Raw genomic sequence first — 23,235 nt, forward strand, 5'->3', positions numbered from 1 at the left:
ATTACCCTACGAGCTCCGGCGCTCCTTCTTCTTTGGCGATCGCGTCCTTGCGGTCATTCGAATCCGTTGGCAGGCCCGATGTCCGCAGCGTCAGCCCTACGATCAGCGGAACGACCATGGCGACAATCATCACCCAGAACGCCGCTGTGAAGGAGCCGTGATTGACCTGGATCATGTACCCCATGAGAGAAGGCGCAATAATACCGGCAACCTGACCGCCAAAATATACGATACCGGTGGCGGAGCCTACGATTTCTTTGGATAAATACTTCAACGGCATCGTTAAGGTCGGGGTAATGACGCACAGAGTACCGAATGCGGCCAAGCTTTGATAGAACACGACGAATGCGACCGACGGCGCTTGGAACATCAAGTAAATGCATAGACAGGAGATCACAGCGCCCAGCATAATCACATACTTTTCACGGCCGGCCAAAAACTTCTTATCCAGCAGCCATCCGAGCAGCAGTACACCTACAAATGCCACAATGGCAGGGATCGACGACAGAGCGCCCATGGAAACCATGCTGAGATTGCGAACCTTCACGAGGTAAGTAGGCATCCATGAATTCATTCCCCAAGTGACGATACTGGAGCCGAAATACATCAGCATCAATTGCCAGATCAAAGGCTTAGCCAACAGCTTGTTGAAAGGCACTTTCACTTTAGCCGTCGATGCGGACAATGGTTTTTCCTGAACCGGCGGCTTCAAGAAGAAGAACAAGATCACGCATGTCAGGAGTCCTACAACCCCGAGCACCAGAAACATATTTCCCCAGCCCAGCTTCGTGATCAGAAAAGCGGATACAAGCGAGCCGAGCATACCGCCGATCGTCGTTGCGGAGGTCAATACCGATTTGGCTCTCGCCCGCTGTTTATACGGGAAAGACTCTGCTACCGCAACCGTACTCGCCGAGGGATAGCTCCCTTCCCCTATACCGAATAAAAACCGGATGACGAGCAGCGCCGTGAACGACCAGGCCCAGCCTGTCATAATAGTGAACAGCGACCACAACAGTGCTGAGGCAAGAATGACCTTCCTCGACCCGAACTTATCGGACAACCATCCTCCGATAGGCTGAATCATCGCATAGCTTAGAAAAAAGCTGCTGAGGATCAGGCCGACCTGGGCTTCATTCAGCCCAAACTGCTTGGAAATAGGAATCGCAGCCACATTAATGGCTATTTTGTCAAAATAATTGATGATCCACGTAAAGCATAAAAGTCCGAGAATTACATACTTATGGTTGCCGACAGACGAATGGTTTTCCATGGCGCGCCTCCTTGATAGCGTTTTCTTTGAAGTGTGAAGCAGTTACGCAAGTCATCCTCCCTCAAGCCTTTCATGGCCGATTTTTATTTTTGGTCATCTTTTGGACATTTCTTAAAATAAATATAAACTACATTTTTCAATAATGCAATAAGGATGTAACCTTTTATTACACAACATTTTGGATGGAGTGCAGCGTTTTCCATATGGGAGGTTTTTCGCTATAATGAGGAGTAAAGTGAAATGACGGTGTCGAACATTCGATAAAGCTGCGAATCTGCCGCAACGATCATACTATTTCATAAAGTAAGGGGGGCTCGCCCATTTGATTCGATTAGCAGTCATCATTGCACACCAGTTTTTGCCGCGAATGCAAGCAGTGCAACAATCGTTACAAGAACGATGTGAATTGACGATATTGACTTATTCGCAATTGAGCGACACCTGCGAGCATTACAACCGGCATTACGCTCATGTGGACGGCATTATTATCACCGAATTGGGATATCTTTACTTGGAAGAACGATTTCAAGGCTCCTTTGCCGTGCCGACCTATATATACAGAATTAGCGAGGAAGATTTCTATAAATGTCTGTTTCAGCTTAGCGTGGAGCGCAAGGATATTGATTTCTCCCGCGTCTGTATTGATTTTATAATGAGTCATAACGACTACATGGGACTGAAGCCGATATTGGACCCCGATCATTTTCCGCAAACGTTTCCTTATACCGTTATCACGGATCAAATCTATCAGGAGCTTTCGGACTATCATATTGGGCTCTGGAAGGATAACAAAATCGATTTCTCGATTACCCGCGTCGGCAATATTGTGCCCAAGCTCGAGCAGCACGGCGTTCCGCATATTTATTTGGTTCCGTCCCACAAATCGATCGTTCAGCAGTTCGAGCATATTATTACGGAGATCGAGATGATCAAGCTTGCGGATAATCAGATTGCCATCGGCTGCTTGTCCATTCATAAGCTGAATGAGCTGCCTTCCGCGACGAACGATCTGGAGCTCAAAACCATGCTCCTGCACAAAAGCTTGCTTGAGTTTACGATGGTGGAGAAGATCCCCTTGATCATTCAAAAAACGAATGTCAGCTTCGAGATGATCAGCTCGGCCAAGGATTTGAAGGTCATCACAGACAGCTATACCCGCTGCAAGCTGACGGCGTTCTTAAGCCAGCATGTTCCCTTCGAGGTAAATTTGGGCTGGGGCACAGGCGATACGATGTACAAGGCCCGCATGAACGCACAGCTTGCCAACCAGCAGTCGGCGTCTAGCCCGGTGCGCGGCACATTCGTCATTCAAATGAACGGGCAGGTCATCGGGCCGTTGGGTGAAGAGACGAATCTGACCTACTTGAACGAGGTGAGTCCGCAAATTCAGCGGCTAAGCGAGATGCTCGACATTTCAACGCTGCAGATTCAAAAGATTATGGGGGTTATTACGAAGACGGAGAGCAATGAGCTGACGTCGGAGGAAATCGCTTATCATCTGGGCATCACTATTCGCAGCGCCAACCGGATACTGAATCAGCTGGAGGAGAAGGGCATCGCTCATATTGCATACAAGAAGCAGGAGAAGCTGCGCGGCCGCCCGAAAAAAATATACAAAATCTCTTTTCCTGCAGGCTGATGGAAGGATCCCCTTCCGGGTCAAGCACGGTACCACAGACCTTACGCAAAAAGACCGCGCGGTGACATCACCGAACGGTCTTTTTCAACATCATAGGGCTGTAAATCTCAGGGCCCCTTTAAAGGAACTGAATCAGCTTCTTTTTGGGGTTATTTTGTGTATAATTAGTTCACTTCACTGGCGCCTTCCAGCCGTTCCAGCTCCACGGTCACCTTCTCGATCAGCTTAACGAAGGAAGCAAGCTCCTTCGAATTGTCGACCTGATGCTTGGAATAGACGGAGGTTTGACCGGAGTCCTGTTGGACGCGAGCCAGCGTTTTATGGATATTTTGCAATTTATCTTCTATCGTTCCCAGCGATTCTTTAGTGCTGTATGCTAGCTTGCGCACTTCATTGGCAACTACCTCAAAGCCTCTGCCCTGCTCTCCTGCTCTCGCTGCTTCGATGGCGGCATTCAATCCTAACAGATGCGTCTGATCCGCAACTTCTCTGATAATCGTTCCGACCTGGTGGACGGATTCCACCTCTTTGGCCAAATAGGACAGATTCTGATGCGTCTGGTCCTGGAACTCTGCGGTTTTGCTTGCGGAGGCCGCAACCGAATCGCTGCTTTCACTCAGCTGCACCATCAAGCTTGCCAATTCCTGAACGGCAGCGCTTACTCCGGTCAGCAGCTGGTTTTGCTGCTCTACCAAGCGTTCGATCTTGGCCTTTTCATCCGTTTCGTATGCTTCCAGCACCAATTGGGAATCCAGGTTAAACATCTTGCTCAAGGCATGAATGACCTGTCTCCACTCATTCGGGATCACCTTTTCCAATTTTGCTACCGCAATATCCAAATAGATCACATAGGTGCCCAAATACCAATTGGTGGTTAATCCGATCCGTGAATGTACTTTTCCGATGTATAGCCTGCCGGCGATAAATGCTTCATCCAGCACTCCGGAGGTCATGGATAAAAAGTATTGACGCTGGGTTTCTTTCAACCGCTCTAACGTGCTGTGCTGTTGGATGAGCCGAAGAATTTCGGGCTCCCTTGTGATTTGTTGATATAACTCGTCGACCAGCTCGTCCACGATAGAGCCGAATTCGTTCTCCTTGCTTTTCAACAGCTTCAGGTCCTCTTCGGTAATACCGATGTACTGGATTTGTTTTCTCCGTTCTGCTCCAAGATTGATCACGATGCTATTCAACTACTTTCTTTTTAGTATAAGGTTGGTTGATGGTTCATTTAGGCAAGTCTATTTTTACTATATCGGCAACTTGGGAACTAGGCAATATAGGAACTTCGTACCAGAAAAAGGAATCTTTCTTCCAGCTGATAGACCGGCTTTCGATATCTTGCTCTTCCATTCAAAAAAACGTACAACGGCATGTCCCAGAGGTTATACTGTTCGTGGAGGTGAGGATTTCATGAATTCCAACGAAAATGTCCTGTACTGGACTTTATTGGCATACGGCGATTGGAAGATACACATCGCGGCAACATCGAAAGGCTTGTGCTTTATCGGCTCACAAAATCAGCCGTTCACGGAGATGGAGGCGTGGGCAAAAAAACGTGTTCCGGGAGCGGAGTGGGTTCGGAACGACTCGGGATTGGAGCTTTATCGAGAGGAGCTGATCCTTTATTTGCAAGGAAAGCTGACCCAGTTTTCGCTTCCCTTCGATTATGATGGAACCCCGTTTCAGCTCGCCGTGTGGGACGCTCTTCTCCGTATCCCCTATGGCCATACCCTTACTTACTCGGATATTGCAGATCAGATTCAAAAGCCCGCGGCTGTTCGCGCGGTCGGCGCAGCCATTGGCGCTAACCCTTTGTTGATCGCCATACCTTGTCACCGGGTCATAGGCAAGAATGGCGCCTTAACCGGTTATCGCGGAGGCATCGCCATGAAGGAAAGGCTGCTTCAGCATGAGCGGAACGGAAGGAGCTTGGAGTCCAGCTTACCCGATGCACACACCATGCAGCAGACTTTATGAACAGAGCCCGAGCTGGCTTCAAGTTTTTTGCAGACAAGCTGCTATGTTATGTGAGCATAGCGGAATCCAGGTGGTACGCTAAAGAGGGATTACTTCGGGGGATGCTGGGCTGTTAGCACAACAACAGTGGGGCCTAAAGTGCGCTGTGTTTGGAACAAGGGGAGCCCTCTCTTGACGATCGTCATCCCCCTGCTCCAGCTCAATAAATAGAATAATACATCAGCGGGCTCCGCAGGTGTTCCTAATTTCCAGAGACGGTTCGATTACGATACGTTCCGGCTTCCTCGAAGACAGCTTATCCTGTTCGGCAAGCAGCTCGAACATGAGATCCATAGCAGATGTCGTTAGCTGCTCGACTTTGAAGGCAACGCTAGTGAGCGGTATTTCGGCATATCGGGCCGCCTCCAGGTTGTCAAATCCGACAATCGCCATGTCTTCGGGCACGCGCATACCACGCTCGCGGCACCAGCGAAGCGCTCCGAGCGCCAAATAATCGCTAGATGCCAGCAGTGCCGTTGTTTTATGGGCAGGCAGCAGAGCATCCGCCGACAAATACCCCTGCTCGTAGGTATAGCTGTCGACAGTAACCACCAGCTCAGGGTCAAATTCCAAGCCGTGATCCTTTAAAGCCTGCTGGTATCCCATAAACTTCTCCATATTGCCTGCTCCGCCATGAATGAAGCCGATGCGGCGGTGACCTAATTGCGCCAGGTGGGACGCGGCAATATATGCGCCCTTAAACTGGTTCATATAGACGGAATCGCTTGCCGGTTCATAGCTTCCGCCGGACAACAGCACGATCGGGATATTCACATCGCGAACCGTCTTGATTTTGTCCTGATTTTGTTTGTTGGTCGGAAACAGGAAGATGCCGTCCACTTGACGGGACACCAGAATGTCCAGCGCATAGGACTCATAATTTTTGTCGCTGTCCGTCGTCATCAGCATCATATTGTAGCCTTTTTTAATCAATTTCCGCTCAATCGTCTGTGCGGTTTCGATTTGAACGGGATTCATAATATTCGGTACGATAAATCCGATGATGTTGGTCTTTTTCTCAACGAGAGATCGCGCTATGGTATTCGGGATATAGTTCAAGGCTTTGGCCACCTGGTGCACCTTTTGCCTTGTTTCTTCATTGATCCGTTTGCTGTTTTTGAGTGCCAAAGATACGGTGTTGATGGATAATCCAAGCTCTCTGGCGATATCCTCCTGGCGCGCTCTCCTGGTCATTTTCTTTCACCTCTGAATGATCCGCTGCTTAGTTCGACATTATTTTCCGTAGGTTATATCATTCTGCATAGAGCCCCCCGTTTCCTTCCTGCGCAGGGATCATGAATATGATTTCGTTGTTTCCGAAGCTTCACGCAGCTGGGCAAGGAATTGCTTTATCTGCTCAAACGGGGGCTCCGGCAGCTGCTGCGGATGGTTCTCGTCTCCGTTGACCCATAAGGTTTCGATTGGGATGTATCCCCGATAATTGCTTCTGCGTATACGCCGAAACAGCTCCTCCAGGTCAATGAATGGGTCCGTATTCGATCCGGCCGGCTTACGCTTCACCTGGAAGTTCACCGTATAAGGCAGTACGGCTTCGATGTCGTCATACCAATCGTAATTCAACCCGGTAGGCTGCATAAAGCTTCTGAAGAAGCCGGTATCATTGATTAAGCCTAGATTCGGATGATCCGCCCACTGAAGAATGCGAATGACTTGATCTGCCGTGCATACCATGTCCCCATGATTCTGCATCCCGACAACGACCCCTTTACCCGCCCCATACTCGGCACATTCCTTCAGAGCCGGAACGATTCTTTCTCTGGCTATCGCTTCCCAGCCGAATTGGTGTATATCCTTCGGGACCGCGCCGTTGAACACCCGCATAACAGGAGCCCCCATCTCGGCAGCCACATCGATCCAATATTTCGTCCTTTGAATATCGAGCAGCCTTCTTTCTTCATTCGGGTCGGCAAAATCATTCTTTACTCCTGTCCCGCTGATAGCGATTCCAAGCTCGGCACACAGCAGTTTGATCCGAGCTGCATAGCCGAAAATTTCTTCGTCCGGTCGGGTAGGCATCGTCGAATTGTCATAACCGGGAATGTAGTAAGCAGTAACATCGACTGCGTCAAAGCCCGCTTCTTTCGCAAACCGGATCACCTGCATCGTGTCGATAGGAGGCGCTCCATCCGTAGTCCCGTTGATCCAGGAGTTCAGATTATGGCTGAAGCTGTAAAAATTAAGCCCAAGCTTGTAGTCGCCTTGGTAATACACCCCCTTGGGAAGGTCCGCCAAATAACGGCTGGTCGGGATTTGCTCATAAACCGGTGAAGACGCTTTTGGATTATGCTGAAGGCTGCTCATGTCCATGCTCCTCTCGGAATAGTATTAACGTTAATATCAAAATGGTATAGGATAGCAATTCCTCTGTCAACGGTATGGCGGTAAACTTTTTTTGCCTTACATAGGGGTTGGGCAAGCTCCTGCTGCAAAAGGAAGGACAGCCGATGGAACCGTTCGGCTGTCCTGTTGTTCCTTTGGCTGCTTGTCCACGTCTTTACGCCATCGGCTCTCATGGAATAAGTCGCAGCATCATATAGATGGCGGTCCCCCAGATCATCACCGCGGAAGCCTTATTCAATAGTTTCATCCCGCCGCCGGACTTGTCCGCTCTTCTCATCAAGCTTCCTGCTGTGCATAATCCGATGAACCACAGCCAGGACACCAAAAGCACGGCTAAAGTAAATATGGCTCTCTCTACTCCTGCGTACTGCAGCGAATTCATTCCGATTACGACAATCGTATCCATAATGGCATGCGGATTCAATAACGATACGGAGGCTGCGAACAGCACCTGCTTCCGCACTCCATCATAGCTTTTATCCGCGGCCTGGGTCCGGGTTTGGTCGCTTTTCCATGTCTGCCATCCCATATAGAGAAGGAATAGGATGCCTGCGCTTAGCATAATGACTTTAAGCCATTCGAATGCCAATACGGCGGCAGAGACTCCCAGCACGGCGAGAATAACGAGCAGATTGTCGCATATAGCGGCTGTTAGTACGGACGGCATAGCCCGAATCAGACGCGGTTGATTGGCTCCTTGATTGAAAATATACAAATTTTGTACCCCAAGCGGCAGAATCAATCCGCCTGCCAGGATCAACCCATGGATCATCGCTTCTAGCATGGTATTCCTCCAGTTCAACATGATGCAGCTGCGTTACCCGGTCTATTGTAGGACAAGAGTCGGCTCTTGGCTCCATCCATTTGGATGGATAAGAGACCAACCAAGTCGTATAATAAGCTAAAGCCCCAAGTGACCGGAGGAATCGTTGTGACCCTGCAAGTCGAATGGCAGCCGGACCGCAAATCCGACCTGCCCCTGCATTATCAGATCCTTATGCATATCAAAAACAAAATCATACGCGGAGAATGGCCTGTCGGAACGAAAATCCCGTCGCAGAGACGGCTTGCCGCCGAATACGGCGTGAATCGGAGCACCATTGTCATGGCGCTTGACGAGCTGGCGGCAGACGGCTTCTTAAGGGGGAATCGCGGAGGCGGAACCGTCGTGGCGCATTCCCGTGAAGAGGAACCGGATTCCACTCCCCCTCCGGATTGGCTCTCTTATGTAAGCTCGGGAATTCAATCCTCTAATATCCCAATCATCCAGGAAATCAATCAGGCTGAATTCCGCAAAGACGTGATACGCCTCGGAACGGGAGAGCTGGCTCCCGACCTGCTGCCTTATAAGGAAATGAAAGCCGTACTGCAAGCATTAACCAAGGAATCGATGACGCTCGGCTACGAGGAGCCTAAAGGAAATGCGGGACTTAGACAGCTGATCTCGCAGCATGTAGAAGGGTACGGCATTGATGCCTCCCCTTCTTCGATATTGATCGTTTCCGGCGCCCTGCAGGCGCTGCATCTCCTATCTATCGGTCTACTGCACAGGGGATCGACGGTCCTGCTTGAAAGGCCGTCGTATCTGTACTCCGTCCCTATTTTCCAATCAGCGGGAATGAAGCTGGCCGGCGTTCCGATGGATCGTGAGGGGATACGGGCAGACCTGATTCCGATGATCAAAAAACAGCATAACGGTGCCCTGTTGTATACCATACCCACCTTTCATAACCCTACAGGGACGGTCATGTCCAGCAATCGGAGAGAGCAGCTTCTGCAGGCTTGCATTAAGGAGGGGCTTCCGCTGATCGAGGACGATGTATACCGGGAGCTATGGATGGATGCCCCGCCCCCTATGCCCTTGAAGGCCGCGGATGCCGGCGGTCATGTTTTGTATCTGGGCAGCTTTTCAAAATCTGTAAGCCCGGGACTCCGAATCGGGTGGATCATTGGACCTGAGCCCGTTATCGATCGGTTGGCGGACATTAAAATGCAAACGGATTACGGAGCAAGCTCTCTCTCCCAAGCTGCCGCCGCCCAGTGGCTGGCAAGCGGTTTATACCAAGAGCATATCCATGCGTTAAGACAGCAGCTGCAATACCGCAGGAGCATTGCCGTCTCTGCGCTCGAGAAGTATTTCGGGGACTTGGCGCAGTGGGAAGTCCCCGCCGGAGGGTTTTACATTTGGCTTCACCTTACCCCAACGGTGCCTTTAAAATCCTTGTTTGCGGCAGCTCTGAAAGAAGGAATTTTACTTAATCCCGGCCATTTATATGAAGGGGAACCTAGCGGGCATCTGCGTATTTCTTACGCCTATGCATCCTTGCATGATTTGGAGACAGGCATCTATCGGTTGGCCGTGCTGGTCAAGCAAATGTTGAGAGCATAGGAATCAGACTCTATCAAACTATAAAACCCCTAATGCCGCTCCTCTCGTCCTCTTTTCAAGTTCTTCGCACATCGGTATTCGTTAATGTTAAAATAGATAAAGGGTTCCAATACCCCCATGCAAAATCCCGCGATCCGATGTACCTCATCGGGATCGGGAAAGATAAGGAGATCAAATCAATGGACAAGCAGAACATAATCCATACCTTGGACAAGGTGAGAGCCTCCAGTCCTTTGGTACACAATATTACGAATGTGGTCGTAACCCAGTTTACGGCAAACGGCCTGCTGGCCTTGGGGGCTTCCCCTGTTATGGCTTACGCCAAAGAAGAAGTCGCAGATATGGCCCGCATAGCCGGGGCATTGGTGCTGAACATCGGAACCTTGGACGAGACGGTGGTGGAAGCTATGCTCATAGCGGGACGTTCCGCGAACGAGCATCAGGTTCCGGTTATTTTTGACCCCGTTGGCGCCGGAGCCACTCCTTACCGGACGGAAACATCCCGTCGGATCATGAAGGAGCTCAAGGTATCCATCCTGCGCGGGAATGCCGCAGAGATCGCCAACGTCATCGGCGAAGCATGGAATATCAAAGGCGTTGACGCTGCGGGAGAAACGACCGAGGATATCGGCTCGCTCGCGATGCGTGCTGCACAAGCCTTCGGTTGTGTCGTTGTCGTAACGGGAGCAGATGATTATGTCAGCAACGGCAGTGCAGCCTATAAGATCAGCGGTGGGACACCGCTGCTGACTCGGGTTACGGGAACAGGCTGCCTGCTGACTTCCATCATCGGTGCATTCGCAGCTGTGGAAACCGATTATATGCTCGCTGCGGTTTCCGCATTGTCCTTCTACAGCGCGGCAGCGGATGCCGCGGTTCAAGCCTCCGCAGCTGACAAGCCCGGGACGTTCCAAACGGAACTATTGAATCAGCTGCACCAGATGAACGGGACGGAATGGAGCAAGTATCTATCGGTCAGCCAAATCAACGGATAATCCTCAGATCAAGTTATCTTTAGAAAAACTAAGTCTAGAGAACGATGCGCCCTCCGCTGTTTTATGATATTCTGGGTTGGTTATACGAACGTATGTACGCCAGTCTGACATCTTAGAACTGAATCGGAGGGTTAATCATCATGCTTCAACGAACACATGGAGTGGCGGGAGTCGTAGCCGCGGAATGCGTGCTGCAGTACTTCCATATTCCGCTATGGTCATGGGAGACGGCCGGAGCCGTCCTTCTGGGCTGCTTTGCAGGTCCCCTTGCCGATATCGACAAGCCGGGTTCGGTTATGGCCAAATTATTTTTTCCGCTATCCGCATTGTTAAAAGCCTTGCATATTCATCACCGTACCTTGACACATTCCATTCTGTTCATGGCATTGCTCGCGCTTGCGGCAGAGCCTACGAACCCGTTGTATTACTGGACATTCTTATTGGCTTATGCCTCCCATCCATTCATCGATCTATTTAACGAGCAAGGAGTCGCGCTGCTATGGCCCATCCGCAAAAAAATCCGGCTGCTGCCCAAGTTTCTGGCTATCGACACAGGGTCCCGAGCGGAGGATGTGTTTCGTTTGGTGCTGGTCGGCATAGGGCTATGGCTTGTCATTCGCTACGCACTTGCTGGCATGTAGCCGGCAAGCTAATGCGCAAAAGAAGAGCGAACATGCGGTACGTACCAGTACCTGTTCGCTCTCTTATTATTCACTGAAACGCCGACAAGGCTGCCTATCCTGACCGGCAACCTCGTCTTCATTTGATCCTATTTGATTGTTAACTTCTAGCAAATGAGATTGTCGGCAATTTTTCAGCTATGAAGAATTCTTTTGGCGTATACCAGCTTGCTGGCAAACCATGTTCCTTCCATCGGCTCAAAGGTGACTTTGCCTCGTCCTCCGCCTTCCTGAAGGACATAGTGCTTGCCGTTAATTTCTCCCGCGTAAAGGCCTACATGAGCACCGCCGCCTGCATCCGCCGAATTAGCGAAGAACAGCAGGTCGCCGACCTTCAGATTTTTGAATTTGTTATGTTTATCGATGGGAACCGGAGTACCTAACGAGGTCGTGTAACGCTGCTGTCTGGATGAGCTGCTGAACTTAATGCCAAGCGCTTTGTTGTATACCCAAGCGGTGAAATTCGAGCAATCGAAACCGACGCCCGGCTTCATCGTTCCATATTTCCAAGGGACTCCCAGCTGCGTTTTCCCCACTTCAATGAGCTTCTTCTGCTGTGCAGTTACGGATTGCTGCGAGGCAGCTGTTGCTGCTGTTGCTGAAACCGTTCCCAAAGAACTAAACATCAAAGCGGCGGCCACCATAAGCGACATGATTTTCTTCATTCATTCATCTCCTCACTAGATATCATGGTTTTCAGTAGAGCAGAGCGGAGAATGTACATTCTCTTCCATCATCCTGCGATCGCGTCTTCCCAACTGCCGCATGATATTGTACCGAGTCAGTACCGGCAGAAAACCTCTCTTATGTATCTCACTCCTTCCGCTCGTTTAGTATAGTTTAGTAAAATGAGATTTTAATGAGAAATATGGGATCCGCAGGGTGGTAATGTGTGCCATAGCTTGGAGGGGGTCGATTCGATAATGGAAGGAATCATACGGTTTCCTTTCTTTTTTTGACATAGAGACCGATGGCATAGAGCGTAACAAACACAATGCCTCCGATAATCCCCCATTTTAACGAGCCCTGCCTGACGCCGGCGTAAATGCTGCTCACGGCAATGGTATAAGGCAGGATGCCTACGGCCGTTGTCCATACAAAAACCCATAGCTTTACCTGTAATAGCCCTGCGGTATAATTCACCAGATGATACGGTACCAGCGGAACAAACCTGAGGAGCAGCAGTCCGAAGGTTTCCCGTTTATGTAACAGCTCCTTCACTTTATCTAGGAAGGGACGCGCCAGCTGCCCAAAGAAGGGCCTGGTGATCCACTTCGCCAAATACATAGCGCCAATAGCTCCCAAAAGCCCGCCGACCCAGGAATAGACACCCCCCCATACCGGGCCGTAAATTTCCATCAGGACGATCGAGGTGAACTCTCCGGGGACCGGCAAAATATTGACTATGGTTTGGATCATGACACCAATGAGAATTCCTGGCGCCCCCATTTGGCGGATCGTCCTAAGCATGCGCTGCGCCGCCCCAATATGCAGCAAATATAAATAAAAGGCTATAACTGCAAGGATAAGCACAATACTAATCACACTAATAAGCCGCGTACGGGTTGACGGCTGCTGTTTCATAGACAGGTTCACCTCATTCAGGCAATCATTGCCTTTAGGGTTTCCCGATCCTGAATCTTCATTCCCCCCGTTATCCTTCACTTATAGGAGCAACTAACGGAAACGACAGGGTGACCGTGGTTCCTTCCTTCTCCCGGCTGTCTATCGTAATTCCACCGCCGTTACGCTCCATCAGGCGCTTGGCAATCGCCAAGCCTAAGCCTGTCCCGCCCTGCTCCCGGCTTCTTGCCTTGTCCACCCGATAAAACCGGTCGAACACGTGAGGCAATTCCTCCGAAGGAATCCCCATTCCCTGATCGCGTACTTCCACGAGCATGCTGGCGTCCTGTATCCTGCCATGTAAGGTGATCGTCGTGCCAGAGGCGGAATACTTCACAGCATTGTCTAGCAGAATAAGCAGCGCTTGCTCCAAATGCTGGGGCACTACCTTGATCATGATCTCATCACTTATCGAGCCAAGCTCGATTACAAACCGCTTCTCGGGATGGAGTACGGCAAATCGCTTGACTGTCCGCTCCAGCAAGCATACCGGCTTCAGCCATGCTATCCCCTCCGAAGGAAGCTCGTTTTCCGAACGGGTAAGGGTAAGCAGCTCTTGTACGATCCCTTCCAGCCTATGCAGCTCTTGCAGCGAAGCCATTAACGATTTGTCGAGGATCTCGGGGTCGTTTTTTCCCCAGCGGTCGAGCAGAGAGAGATGACCCTTCATAATAGCGATCGGAGTGCGCAGCTCGTGGGAAGCATCCTCGACGAACTGTTTTTGCTGCTTGAAGGAGGTTTCCAATTCACTCATCAGATCATTGAATAATGCGGCAAGCCGGCTCAGCTCGTCCTTGGCTTGATGCTGCTCAACCCGCTCGTGAAGTCCTTTTTGCTTCACATTCCGTATGGCGTCAGCCAATGATTGCACCGGTTTGAGAAATTGGTTAACCAGTAGATGGCCGCCAAGCGCACTTAACAGAACGGAGCTGCAGCCCGCCAAGATCATCACCCAAAAAATCATGGCCGAAAATTGATCAAACGTCTCCAGATTGTTTACGATTTCAATCGTACCGCGAAAATCACCGGAAATCAGCGGGCTTCGCATAACCAGAAGGTGATCCTCAAAATGCCAGGCGCTAAGAAGGATATCCCGATCCGTCGTTTCAGGAGTCACATAGGATTCGGGCAGCTGGTCAGTCACGGTTACGATGGGATCTCCTTGCCGGTCGAGAATCCGGATCAATTGATTCTTCTCATTCAGCTTTTCCAAAAAGTAGATGCTGCTGCTGATTTTATTTTCATTGAGCGGACCTTTTTCCTGAAAATAGTCCACCAGCTGGGCCATCGTTTTTTGAATGGAGGCCTTCTCCTGCTTGACCATCCATTGATGAACGGCCGCATACTGGGCAAAATTGTACGCCGTGAATAAGACGATAAGCATAAATGAAGACCATAGCACCATTTTCCACCTGATAGTCAGCCTGGAAGCCCATTGCCGAATCGTTCTCATCATCTCATCACATACCCGATTCCCCGTACAGTTTCGATAAAACGGTTCCTCCCGTTCGGATCCAGCTTATTTCTCAAATAACGGACATATACATCCACCACGTTCGTCTCCACTTCGGAATCAAACCCCCATATCTTCTCTAACAGCACGTCACGGCTCATCACGATGTTAGGGTTTTGAACGAAAATAGCGAGCAGATCGAACTCCCGCTTCGTCAGTTCGATCGGTTCATCACCTCTCATCACTCGCCGCGCTTCCATATCGACCGCGATATCGCCGAAGGAAATCAGCTGCCGGGCTTCAGGCTCATCCGCCATATCTACTCTGCGAAGCAGCGAACGCATCCGGGCCAGTAATTCCTCGATCGCAAAAGGCTTCGGAATATAATCATCGGCACCGCTGTCCAGCCCAGATACCCGGTCAACTACGCTATCTCTAGCCGTTAACATAATAATCGGCGTATTCTTGACGGAGCGGACCCGGCGGCATACTTCCAGACCATCCAAGCCTGGCAGCATAATATCAAGGAGAATCATGTCCCATTCCTGACCCAGCGCCAGCTCTACTCCCTCCCGCCCGTCGTTAGCAACCGTAACGGAAAAAGCTTCGTGCTGAAGCTCCAGCTCGATAAACATCGCCAGATTTTTCTCATCTTCAATAAGCAGCACTTTCTTCATCCTTCAGCTCTTCCTTTGCATCTTCATTCGACGTGGTCATCGGCATCCAAATGCCTTAAGTTCCTTTATTTCTGACCGGCTTTACCTTAAAGACGGAGGTTTTGTAACAGATTACGGCAGCGCCAAGTAGCAGCAGGAACAGAGCGACCGGAAGAGGATGATGGATGAGCTTCAGCAAAGAATGCCAATGCTGCCCCAATCTCTGGCCTGCAAAAGTAAACATGCCGACGAAGCCAAGGCTGCCGAGAAGGGTCGCACCAAGGAACGAAGCAAGCCGCATTCGTCCCGCTCCGGCAATAAAAGGAGCAAGATGACGCAAACCAGCTACAAAAAAGCCGCTGACGATGAAAATCGGCCCCAGCCTTTCGTATTTCGCCGACCATCGGTTCCACTTGTCCTCTGTAAGATGAATCCATCGTGTGATCCGGCTTATTCTATGGATGCCAACATAGCGGCCTAACAAATAATTCGTGAGCATACCCAATACAGTACCTATCCAGGCAAAGGCGATAATGCCCTCCATCGACAGATGAGTCTGGGCTGTTATCGACCCGGCGAACAAGAGCAGAAATTCAATAGGGATCGGCAAGCCTATAATACCTAAAGCCATGGACAGCAGAACGGCTGCATAGCCATAATGCTGAATGAATGCCAACAGGAACTCCTTCATTGTGCGTTCCTCCTTCCTCTGTCCGTCCAGTATAGATCACTAATATGAAAAACTGATGAGAAACCCCGAGTCGAACCCAATGCAGTTATTTTTCCATGATTGGCTCCCATTATGCTCCAAACCAAACTTGTCGAGGGACAGAAAAAAAGCCGCCCGATTCTACCGGCAGCCTAGTGTTATAATCTTATAAAATTATTTATGATTATGATGATTTCGCGCGCTTCTTGGCAGCTAAACTTATGTCGGAAGCAATTCGACTTCATCGCCCTGCTTGGTTTCGAAAATTAAGAGCGAGCCTTTCAGCGTCACCGTCTGACCACCCTTATAAGCTACAGTAACCGCAGCTTCACCCCAAGGATTTCTAATACGGCAGGTTCCTCCTAGCGTCGATCGAAGATGCACAAACGATACGTTTCCGCGGCGTATGGAGGAGGTTACATTAAAGCCTCCGCGGCACCATAAAGAGAAATCCGCTTCCCAATCCGCGGGGCATGCAGGGAAGAGGCGAATGACAGGGTCCTTGCCCGGTCCGGCCGGCAGACTTTGGCAAAGCGCCGCTTGTAAGGCCGCCGCGGCATTCCCTAACCGTTGGATGCTGATACAATTGACTCCCTCACGAACGGTCAGCCGGTTCTCAAAGTGCTTCACCCTGCCTGTATCTGCAAAATAGCAGTAATCCCGCTCCGCGTTGACGCAGTCTAATTGCGCCAATGTCACCTGCTTAAAGGGCTCCGCCAGACCCATATGAGCGAGCACCCGTCCTGTTCCTGACATTTCATGTGCCGCCCGGCTCCAATCATGGCCGATAGTATTCTCGTAGTACTTGATCGTAGCCATAGTGGTTTCAAACAAGTCCGGATCTTCCTGCGCGGTCTCAAGCGAGGATAGATCGCCAAAACGTCCCGGCTTCAAATCGATATGGCTCTTGTTATCCAGCACCGGCCCGATGGCTCCGACCCAAACAGCCGGCTCGCCCTCCCTGGTTCTTAACACGGCATCGGGATGATCGCTTCTCGGCAGAGGAGCAAGGTTATCATACAGCTCCTGCCAAACCGGTCTCAATTCCTCATCCACGTCCAACAGCTCCGCTGCCTTCAGCAGAATCGGAAAGATCGTATGCATCGCAGCCATGGAATCCATCGTATCAGTACCGTCATAATATTTTTCATCACTAGTCGTATGATACATGTGATAGATTCCGTTCTCATCCTTCTGCAAATGGGGAAAATGGCGAAAAAACTCGGCGGTCCCTTTGATGATAGGATAGGCCCGCTCCCGCAGCCATGCTTCGTCTTGGGTATATTCGTAGTACAGCCAGTAATGATAGGCAATCCCGGCTTGGGTGCCGAACATATGGGTCGTAAAGCCGTAAGGGCCGAAGCCGCGCTCTACATACTCAAATTGGCCGTTCACATACTTTTCGAGATATCTCCAGTTCCAGCGGCTTTCGTGAGGCCGCTTGGTGTCAGCGAATGCCCGGAATCGGTCGGACATTTGATCCCATGGCTTCCGGAGCAGGTAAAGCTCCCTCATCTCCTCCGCGATATCCTCGGGCAGCTCCTCCATTCCGTTAAAGGTTACCACTTCAGGAATATAGATGCCCTGGCTTCCCCACTGCTGCTCCGCCGCTTTGGCACATGAATCATACATCCCCGAATACATATGGAAATACGGTTGAAACAGTTCATAGTGCCCAGACGGAAGCACCGCGTTATAATACAGATTCATATTGTTCCACCAGTGCATGGCACCCCAATGCCTCAGATCTCCGCGGGGACTGAGCAGCATCCCTCCAAAATTCGGCGGGTACTTCGATCCCCTGGAGTTGGACGCCATCAAGTATAAATAATAGGTGTAGTGAAGCTCTATCTGTTCTGCGGCACCGTCTTCGCTGCTTAAGCGGATATAGGAGGTTTCCCAAAACCGGTTCCACCAGGCTTTATGCTCCTGCAGCAAACGGTCGTATCCTGTTTGCATTGCCTGCTGTACTTGTCCTGCAGCCGCAGCAATGACATCCTCCGCTTCGTCAAAGCTGGCAGCGCTGCCGATGAATATTTCGAATGCTCCCTGACCGGGCTTCGCACATAGGCGCATCTCAGTCTCATTAGGCTGGCCGATAACCTGGCTCTTCCGGTGTTGCTGGACTGGCTCCCGTCCTCCCAATTCGTCGTTCATCCGCGCTCTGGCTTCCCGCCCGTGAATCCCGATCACAACGGCAGAGCTGCAGTAATAGCCTCCTTCCCGAAACACCTGCTTGAGTACGATCAGGTCACCCGCCATGCTCAGAGTCGATACGGCCGAATGATTCTTGGTGACGACTTCCGCAGGATGCAGCATTTTCAGCTTGATGTTGATCCCCTGGGGGTTCTCCCTCTCGTCAACCACTCGGATACCGAAGGCATCCTGGTGAGCAGAGGCAAATGCTTCTGCCTTGACCCCCTCCCCCTGAATCGTTGCGGTACCCTCATATACGCTCAGGTGCTGATTGATACTCCCATCCTTAAATACGTCATCCCCATAATCGACAAAATCAATATCCACAAAGGCGCATCCATAGGCATAATCCATGTGCCTTTGATTAAAGCTGCTCGTATGACAATCATTGGCGTACACATCCGCCCGGTTGATCTGGAATTTCAATGCGGACGGTGATGTCCACAGCAGGCTTCCCATTCTGCCGTTGCCTAATGGCAGTCCGCCTTCACTTCGCTTTACGGTATGCTCATAATGCAAGTCTGCACGGGAGACAAGCTCGCGGTAAGGTATAGCTGATGCGTCGACCTTCCTTGTCATGTTAGAACACACTCCTCATGTACAAAATGATAGCCTCTATTGTATGCGCTTTCCACCATTCCTATTGTAGTACAATCCGATTAGATGGGAATGTCCTATCTAAAGGTGTTTTTGTACATTACTAACAAGTTGCTTGTTAAAGCTTGGACTCACGTTTTCCAGGCATAGGGAAGTTACAGCAAAGGAGCCCGTCATTCCCGACGGACTCCTTCTATTTAGAGCTCTATAGTCTTGGTGGCGATATGGCTGCAAAATTCCCTGTCGTGCTCTACGAATAGAATGGTAGGCGCGTGCTCCAGCAGCAGCTCTTCGATTTGCATGCGTGAGATGACATCAATGAAATTAAGCGGTTCGTCCCAGATGTGCAAGTGAACCTTCTCACACAGACTTTTGGCTATCAGCACCTTCTTCTTCTGGCCCCCGCTAAAGGCCGACATATCCTTTTCGAATTGGATTCTGGAGAAATCCAGCTTTCTCAAGATCGATTTAAACAGACTCTCGTCAATCCCGTGGGTTCTGGCGTAGTCCGACAAATTGCCCTTTAAATGGGAAGTATCCTGAGAAACATAAGATATGGCAAGCTGGCTGCCCCTACGAAAGGTGCCGGAATAATCCATAGGTTCGCCGCAGATCAGCTTGATAATGCTTGATTTACCGGAGCCGTTCGGACCGGAAAGAGCAATTCGTTCTCCTTGCTCGATCGTAAAGCTGATATCCTGGCAAGCCACGCTCTCCCCGTAATAAATCGATACATGCTCCAGTTCAACGAGCTGGTTTTTGTGATAGGCAAGCTGAGTGAGCTTTAAGCTGTCGGAGCTTTCGATATTTTTCAGCAGCTGGGATCTTTCCTCTATGGCCGCTTGCTGTCTCTGCTCGATGGACTTGGAGCGTTTCATCATTTTGGCGGCTTTGTGGCCGACATATCCCTTATCCACTTTGGAACCGGAATTACGGGTGCCGTTTTTCGTCTTCTCCACTTCATCCGACCAGTGGCTGGTTCGTCTTGCCGCGTCAGACAATCGTTTGATATCTTTTCTAAGCTTCTCGTTCTCCGCAAGCTCATATTGATCCTGCCTTTGTTTGTTTTCCCACCAATCGGAGAAATTCCCTTTTTGAATCTCTATGCTGGTTTTGTTGATGGAAAGAATATGATCGACGCAGTTATCCAGAAACGATCTGTCATGCGATACGAGAATAAACCCGCTTTTGGTTTGAAGATAATCGCTGACAAGCTTTCTGGCGTGCATATCCAGATGGTTGGTCGGTTCGTCAATGAGCAGGAAGCTGTTCTCCTTAAGAAACAAAGCCGCCAGCAAAACCTTCGTCTGCTCACCGTTCGACAAGGAGGCAAAGGGACGATATAACACATCTTCCGAAACCTTCAACAGGGAAAGCTCACGTACCAGCTCCCAATGCTGATAGTCGGGATAGATGTCGCTCACGACATCGAGGGTGTTTTGTTCCTTATCCCCCACATGAAACGGGAAATAGTCAAAGCTTACATTAGCCGAGATACGTCCGGTGTATTCGTATTTGCCCAGTAACAGGTTTAAAAACGTCGTCTTGCCCCGGCCGTTTCTTCCTGTAAACCCCAATTTCCAGTTCGTGTCTATTTGCAAGCTTACATTCTCAAATATGTTATCGTAGGTACCCTCATACGCAAACGTCAAGTTACTAATTTGGATTAATGACATAAATGGATCATCCTCCTGTATGCCCAAAATAAAAAGCTGCAAGAAAGTTACCCTTCCCGCAGCTCAAATACATACAACAAATCCAACCCGATCGCAGGGCTAGATAAGGAGATATCGATTGAGTTGAAAGGATAAGTAACTTTCTCGCCAATAACTAATAAACCATCGCTCGTACGGTGGCATTAGTATACTTAGCAGCAAGAAAATTACTTAATCATCCGTTTCAACTCCTGTCATTAATTTACATGCATTGTATCACAGCACTCCGGATCATTTCAACCTGTAAGAAATCCAAATTCGTATGAATCCGGTCTTCTTATACTCTTACTAATAAGCATCTCTTAAATAATAAAATCTCTTATGGAGTCCAGAAACCCCCTTACACCAAGCGATGGAAGCGATTTTTTCAGGCAAATACAGAAGAAATCGTGGATAACTAGACGAAAACAGAACCTTTTATCTAATGACGAGAAGAAAACAGATGAATTTTTATACAACAAAACGAATAGACAATTTATCCACCGAATCGCGATGGATTACCTATGATTTCCTATGGTTATCCCCTGTGTACAACTTCTCCCAAGAAGATATTCTGTTTTTATATTGCATGTCCCTTCTCCATGGAGCTCTGGTCATTTTTAGATATTCCCATGACGCAGGGTATCCTCATCCATTTATCTGTTTTTATATTCAAAGGGATTGATGCTGCCCTCTTTTCCTACGGTTCGAATGCCTAAGTAAGCCGAAGTGAATAAATATTCGATGGGCCTGGAAATAAAAAAAGTCCGGACCCTAAGTTGTCCAGACAGCAAGTGAAGCACGAACAGCCCTCTTTCTTCATGATTTTGAAAAAAAGAGAGCTAGTGACTCGGACTATAAAGTTGTGCTATGAGCTCCTCCACCTTGAAGCCGTGAGGAACATCGGGGATAGGCTCCCATTTCGGCAATTGCCGGATTTCGTCCAGCATCCATTGCTTTACTTCATGAGGAGCTTCTCGATGCAGCTTCTGGAGAGCTCTCTCTTCTAACATCCGGTACTCCCGGAGGTCTACCTGCAGCTGATAAGCGTAGGCATGAATGTCTTCCGCCGCTTCTCTTCCCATCCATCGCTCCAGCTGTTCATTCCCCCGTTTATAACCGACCGGACTCAGTACGGGCATACGGCTGTATTGCCGGACAAGAATAGGCTTGGCTGCCTGGCAGAGCTTGCGGAAGGTATTGAGATCGAACCGGCTCATCGCCGCTGTAAACTCGGTGGAGCGCTGATTCCAATCGTCCAGGCTTTTTGGAGCAATGAACGAATAAATCCCTGTTTTCTTGGCGATATCCAAATAAATGGCCATGCCTTTATTGTGAACCTCTTCCTTTATAAAGCGGATAAAGTCCACAGGAAAAACCAGATGCTTGCAGTGCAGCTCTTTTATTTTGAGCAGTACATAGCGTATGAACGAATGGCTCTTTTTCTTCAAAATATTGACGAGCTGGATGATCGTTTGACCCTCATTATGCTCCTCGAGCTCGCCGATCCCCAGCCTGCTTAGCTGAGCTTTAATGAACGAGGCCACCCGTCGGTAAGTCTTCTTCGGCTTAATCACTTCATGATAGTGAGTACCCTTTTGCTTCGGGATAATAAAATAAGGATTGATGGCATACGAGGCTTTGTAATAGCCGGTAGAATTGGGCTTGATTATGGAGTTCGGCGCGAACAAAGGCTGCCCGTCCCAAACCGGCGTACGGGTTAATACATCCAACAATTGCTGGATCTGATTGAGATTCGTTTTATGCAAATAGCTGTAAAGCCCTCCGTCTTTTCCATCGGCGCGCAAATTTTTTTCCAGCACCTTGGAGGGGTTATCGTTTTGCTGCGCGGCACCTTCCAAATACCATTTTTGGGCAGCCAAAGGAAGCTTGTAAAAAGCTTGGGTGAACACCGCAGGAGGCAGCAGGAAATAATAGCCGATCGTTTCCGTATCGTCTTGAAGATATTCGTTTAGCGTGTAATGATAGGTCCCCGTGATTTCATCCTTCACAAGCTGAAGCAAGCCGTGCTCTACGAATTTTTGAAAAGAGACATAGAACTGATCGTTCGTAACCGGCTCTTCAAATAATTCCGCCTGCTTTTGATAAATCCGGTTGCGGTTGCAAAAGTCCAGCTTCCCTTTCGTATTGAAAACCGTCTGGACGGTAATAAAGAGCTGAATATCGGATTTGGTTATATGATGAAGCAGCCTGCCACGGCCGTCTCTTCTGATTTGAAATTGATCCCGGTTATACTCGTACTGTTCCTCAATTCGTTTGAAGGCATGAAAGAACCGGTAACTGACTGCTACAGGATGGGTTGGCTGGAGGTGGACCCTGCCCTTTGGATTATTTAAGAATGCAAGCTGTTTCAAGCAGGGAAAACCTCCTTCGTCCGTCGTTCACAAATTGCCTTCCCTGCCTCATAGATTTTTATGAAGAGTTTTGGTAGAATAGTAGAAAAGGCAATAGTTAAATAGGCCTCTATACCTTCTGATTTTTTCAGAGGATATAGAAGCTGAATGCATGTGGATTCGATCTTTATCGTTGGTAGCGGCAGGGATCGACTCCGGCTTGTCTTTCTTTGAAACCTGAGCATTGGTAGTGCTCGGTGTGAAATGGAATGTTGGTAGCATTCCATTTTCTAAAGCTTCCATGGTATGTGGAGGCTTTTTTTCTTTTATGCTGGTATTTTTATGTTGGTATCATAAAAATAATTTTATCCACATGTGGATAACACAGTGTTCGACAAGATCCATTATAGCAACCTTGGTAATATCATGTAAGGGTTCATAGAGTACGCGTATATTGTAAAAAACGTATGATTTCAAGGCGGAAGTCGAGTACGCGTATTTGGTAAAAACCGAATCGTACCTTATATAGCGCGGAATCTATTTCTTTATAGCCATTTGATAAAAAAATATAGCGAAGTATGGTACGTGATTCTTGTA

Annotated in this window: 18 protein-coding genes; 5 read left to right on the forward strand and 13 right to left on the reverse strand. The window is 49.3% G+C overall.

Translation table 11 applies throughout. The features are described 5' to 3' along the window. Window position 1 precedes the first annotated feature (1 nt). Window positions 2–1,273 carry an MFS transporter gene (locus GGC63_RS30630; RefSeq protein ID WP_192705526.1) on the reverse strand — a complete coding sequence of 424 codons (1,272 nt, stop codon included), beginning with the start codon at window positions 1,271–1,273 and terminating at the stop codon, window positions 2–4. Window positions 1,274–1,595: 322 nt separating this feature from the next. On the opposite strand from GGC63_RS30630, the gene GGC63_RS30635 reads away from it, so the two are divergent. Then, window positions 1,596–2,912 (forward strand): transcriptional regulator, encoded by a 1,317-nt coding sequence (locus tag GGC63_RS30635; protein ID WP_192705527.1) that lies wholly within the window; start codon window positions 1,596–1,598, stop codon window positions 2,910–2,912. 164 nt (window positions 2,913–3,076) lie between these two features. Here the strand turns inward: GGC63_RS30635 and GGC63_RS35245 are convergent, their stop codons facing one another. After that, window positions 3,077–4,105 (reverse strand): globin-coupled sensor protein, encoded by a 1,029-nt coding sequence (locus GGC63_RS35245; protein WP_318781145.1) that lies wholly within the window; start codon window positions 4,103–4,105, stop codon window positions 3,077–3,079. Window positions 4,106–4,325: 220 nt separating this feature from the next. Here GGC63_RS35245 and GGC63_RS30645 point away from each other — a divergent pair, with 220 nt between their 5' ends. After that, a complete protein-coding gene (locus GGC63_RS30645; RefSeq protein WP_192705528.1) occupies window positions 4,326–4,892 on the forward strand; it encodes a methylated-DNA--[protein]-cysteine S-methyltransferase in 567 nt (188 codons plus the stop codon). Window positions 4,893–5,111: 219 nt separating this feature from the next. On the opposite strand, the gene GGC63_RS30650 is transcribed toward GGC63_RS30645, so the two are convergent. The 3 genes from GGC63_RS30650 to GGC63_RS30660 form a co-directional block, all read right to left on the reverse strand. Beyond that, window positions 5,112–6,125 (reverse strand): LacI family DNA-binding transcriptional regulator, encoded by a 1,014-nt coding sequence (locus GGC63_RS30650; protein ID WP_192705529.1) that lies wholly within the window; start codon window positions 6,123–6,125, stop codon window positions 5,112–5,114. Window positions 6,126–6,224: 99 nt separating this feature from the next. Continuing rightward, window positions 6,225–7,253, reverse strand: coding sequence for a sugar phosphate isomerase/epimerase family protein (locus GGC63_RS30655; RefSeq protein ID WP_192705530.1), 1,029 nt, complete (start codon window positions 7,251–7,253; stop codon window positions 6,225–6,227). Window positions 7,254–7,461: 208 nt separating this feature from the next. Beyond that, window positions 7,462–8,076 (reverse strand): LysE/ArgO family amino acid transporter, encoded by a 615-nt coding sequence (locus GGC63_RS30660; protein ID WP_192705531.1) that lies wholly within the window; start codon window positions 8,074–8,076, stop codon window positions 7,462–7,464. A 66-nt stretch (window positions 8,077–8,142) separates the two neighbouring features. Here GGC63_RS30660 and GGC63_RS30665 point away from each other — a divergent pair, with 66 nt between their 5' ends. From GGC63_RS30665 to GGC63_RS30675, 3 genes are all read left to right on the forward strand, one after another. Continuing rightward, window positions 8,143–9,681, forward strand: a complete 1,539-nt coding sequence (locus GGC63_RS30665; RefSeq protein ID WP_318781146.1) for a PLP-dependent aminotransferase family protein — start codon at window positions 8,143–8,145, stop codon at window positions 9,679–9,681. A gap of 179 nt (window positions 9,682–9,860) precedes the next feature. Further along, a complete protein-coding gene (thiM, locus tag GGC63_RS30670) occupies window positions 9,861–10,676 on the forward strand; it encodes a hydroxyethylthiazole kinase (protein WP_192705532.1) in 816 nt (271 codons plus the stop codon). Between the two features lie 140 nt (window positions 10,677–10,816). Beyond that, the gene (locus tag GGC63_RS30675; RefSeq protein WP_079910987.1) at window positions 10,817–11,317 is read left to right on the forward strand and encodes a metal-dependent hydrolase; all 501 of its coding nucleotides are present in this window, start codon (window positions 10,817–10,819) and stop codon (window positions 11,315–11,317) included. Between the two features lie 173 nt (window positions 11,318–11,490). Here the strand turns inward: GGC63_RS30675 and GGC63_RS30680 are convergent, their stop codons facing one another. The 8 genes from GGC63_RS30680 to GGC63_RS30715 form a co-directional block, all read right to left on the reverse strand. Next, window positions 11,491–12,021, reverse strand: coding sequence for a C40 family peptidase (locus tag GGC63_RS30680; RefSeq protein WP_192705533.1), 531 nt, complete (start codon window positions 12,019–12,021; stop codon window positions 11,491–11,493). Window positions 12,022–12,289: 268 nt separating this feature from the next. Continuing rightward, a complete protein-coding gene (locus GGC63_RS30685) occupies window positions 12,290–12,940 on the reverse strand; it encodes a TVP38/TMEM64 family protein (protein ID WP_192705534.1) in 651 nt (216 codons plus the stop codon). A gap of 70 nt (window positions 12,941–13,010) precedes the next feature. Continuing rightward, window positions 13,011–14,435, reverse strand: coding sequence for an ATP-binding protein (locus GGC63_RS30690; protein WP_318781147.1), 1,425 nt, complete (start codon window positions 14,433–14,435; stop codon window positions 13,011–13,013). Beyond that, complete coding sequence (locus tag GGC63_RS30695) at window positions 14,432–15,109, reverse strand: response regulator transcription factor (protein WP_192705535.1); 678 nt, start codon at window positions 15,107–15,109, stop codon at window positions 14,432–14,434. The genes GGC63_RS30690 and GGC63_RS30695 overlap by 4 nt, the downstream gene beginning before the upstream one ends. A gap of 55 nt (window positions 15,110–15,164) precedes the next feature. Then, complete coding sequence (locus tag GGC63_RS30700; protein WP_192705536.1) at window positions 15,165–15,779, reverse strand: DedA family protein; 615 nt, start codon at window positions 15,777–15,779, stop codon at window positions 15,165–15,167. A gap of 237 nt (window positions 15,780–16,016) precedes the next feature. Beyond that, window positions 16,017–18,572 (reverse strand): glycosyl hydrolase family 95 catalytic domain-containing protein, encoded by a 2,556-nt coding sequence (locus GGC63_RS30705; protein ID WP_192705537.1) that lies wholly within the window; start codon window positions 18,570–18,572, stop codon window positions 16,017–16,019. A 215-nt stretch (window positions 18,573–18,787) separates the two neighbouring features. Beyond that, window positions 18,788–20,266: an Lsa family ABC-F type ribosomal protection protein gene (locus tag GGC63_RS30710; RefSeq protein WP_192705538.1), complete on the reverse strand. Its 1,479-nt coding sequence runs from the start codon at window positions 20,264–20,266 to the stop codon at window positions 18,788–18,790. A gap of 860 nt (window positions 20,267–21,126) precedes the next feature. Next, window positions 21,127–22,659, reverse strand: a complete 1,533-nt coding sequence (locus tag GGC63_RS30715) for a hypothetical protein (RefSeq protein ID WP_192705539.1) — start codon at window positions 22,657–22,659, stop codon at window positions 21,127–21,129. Window positions 22,660–23,235: the final 576 nt, after the last annotated feature.

The organism is Paenibacillus sp. OAS669 (genome assembly GCF_014873645.1).
Taxonomy (GTDB): domain Bacteria; phylum Bacillota; class Bacilli; order Paenibacillales; family NBRC-103111; genus Paenibacillus_S; species Paenibacillus_S vulneris.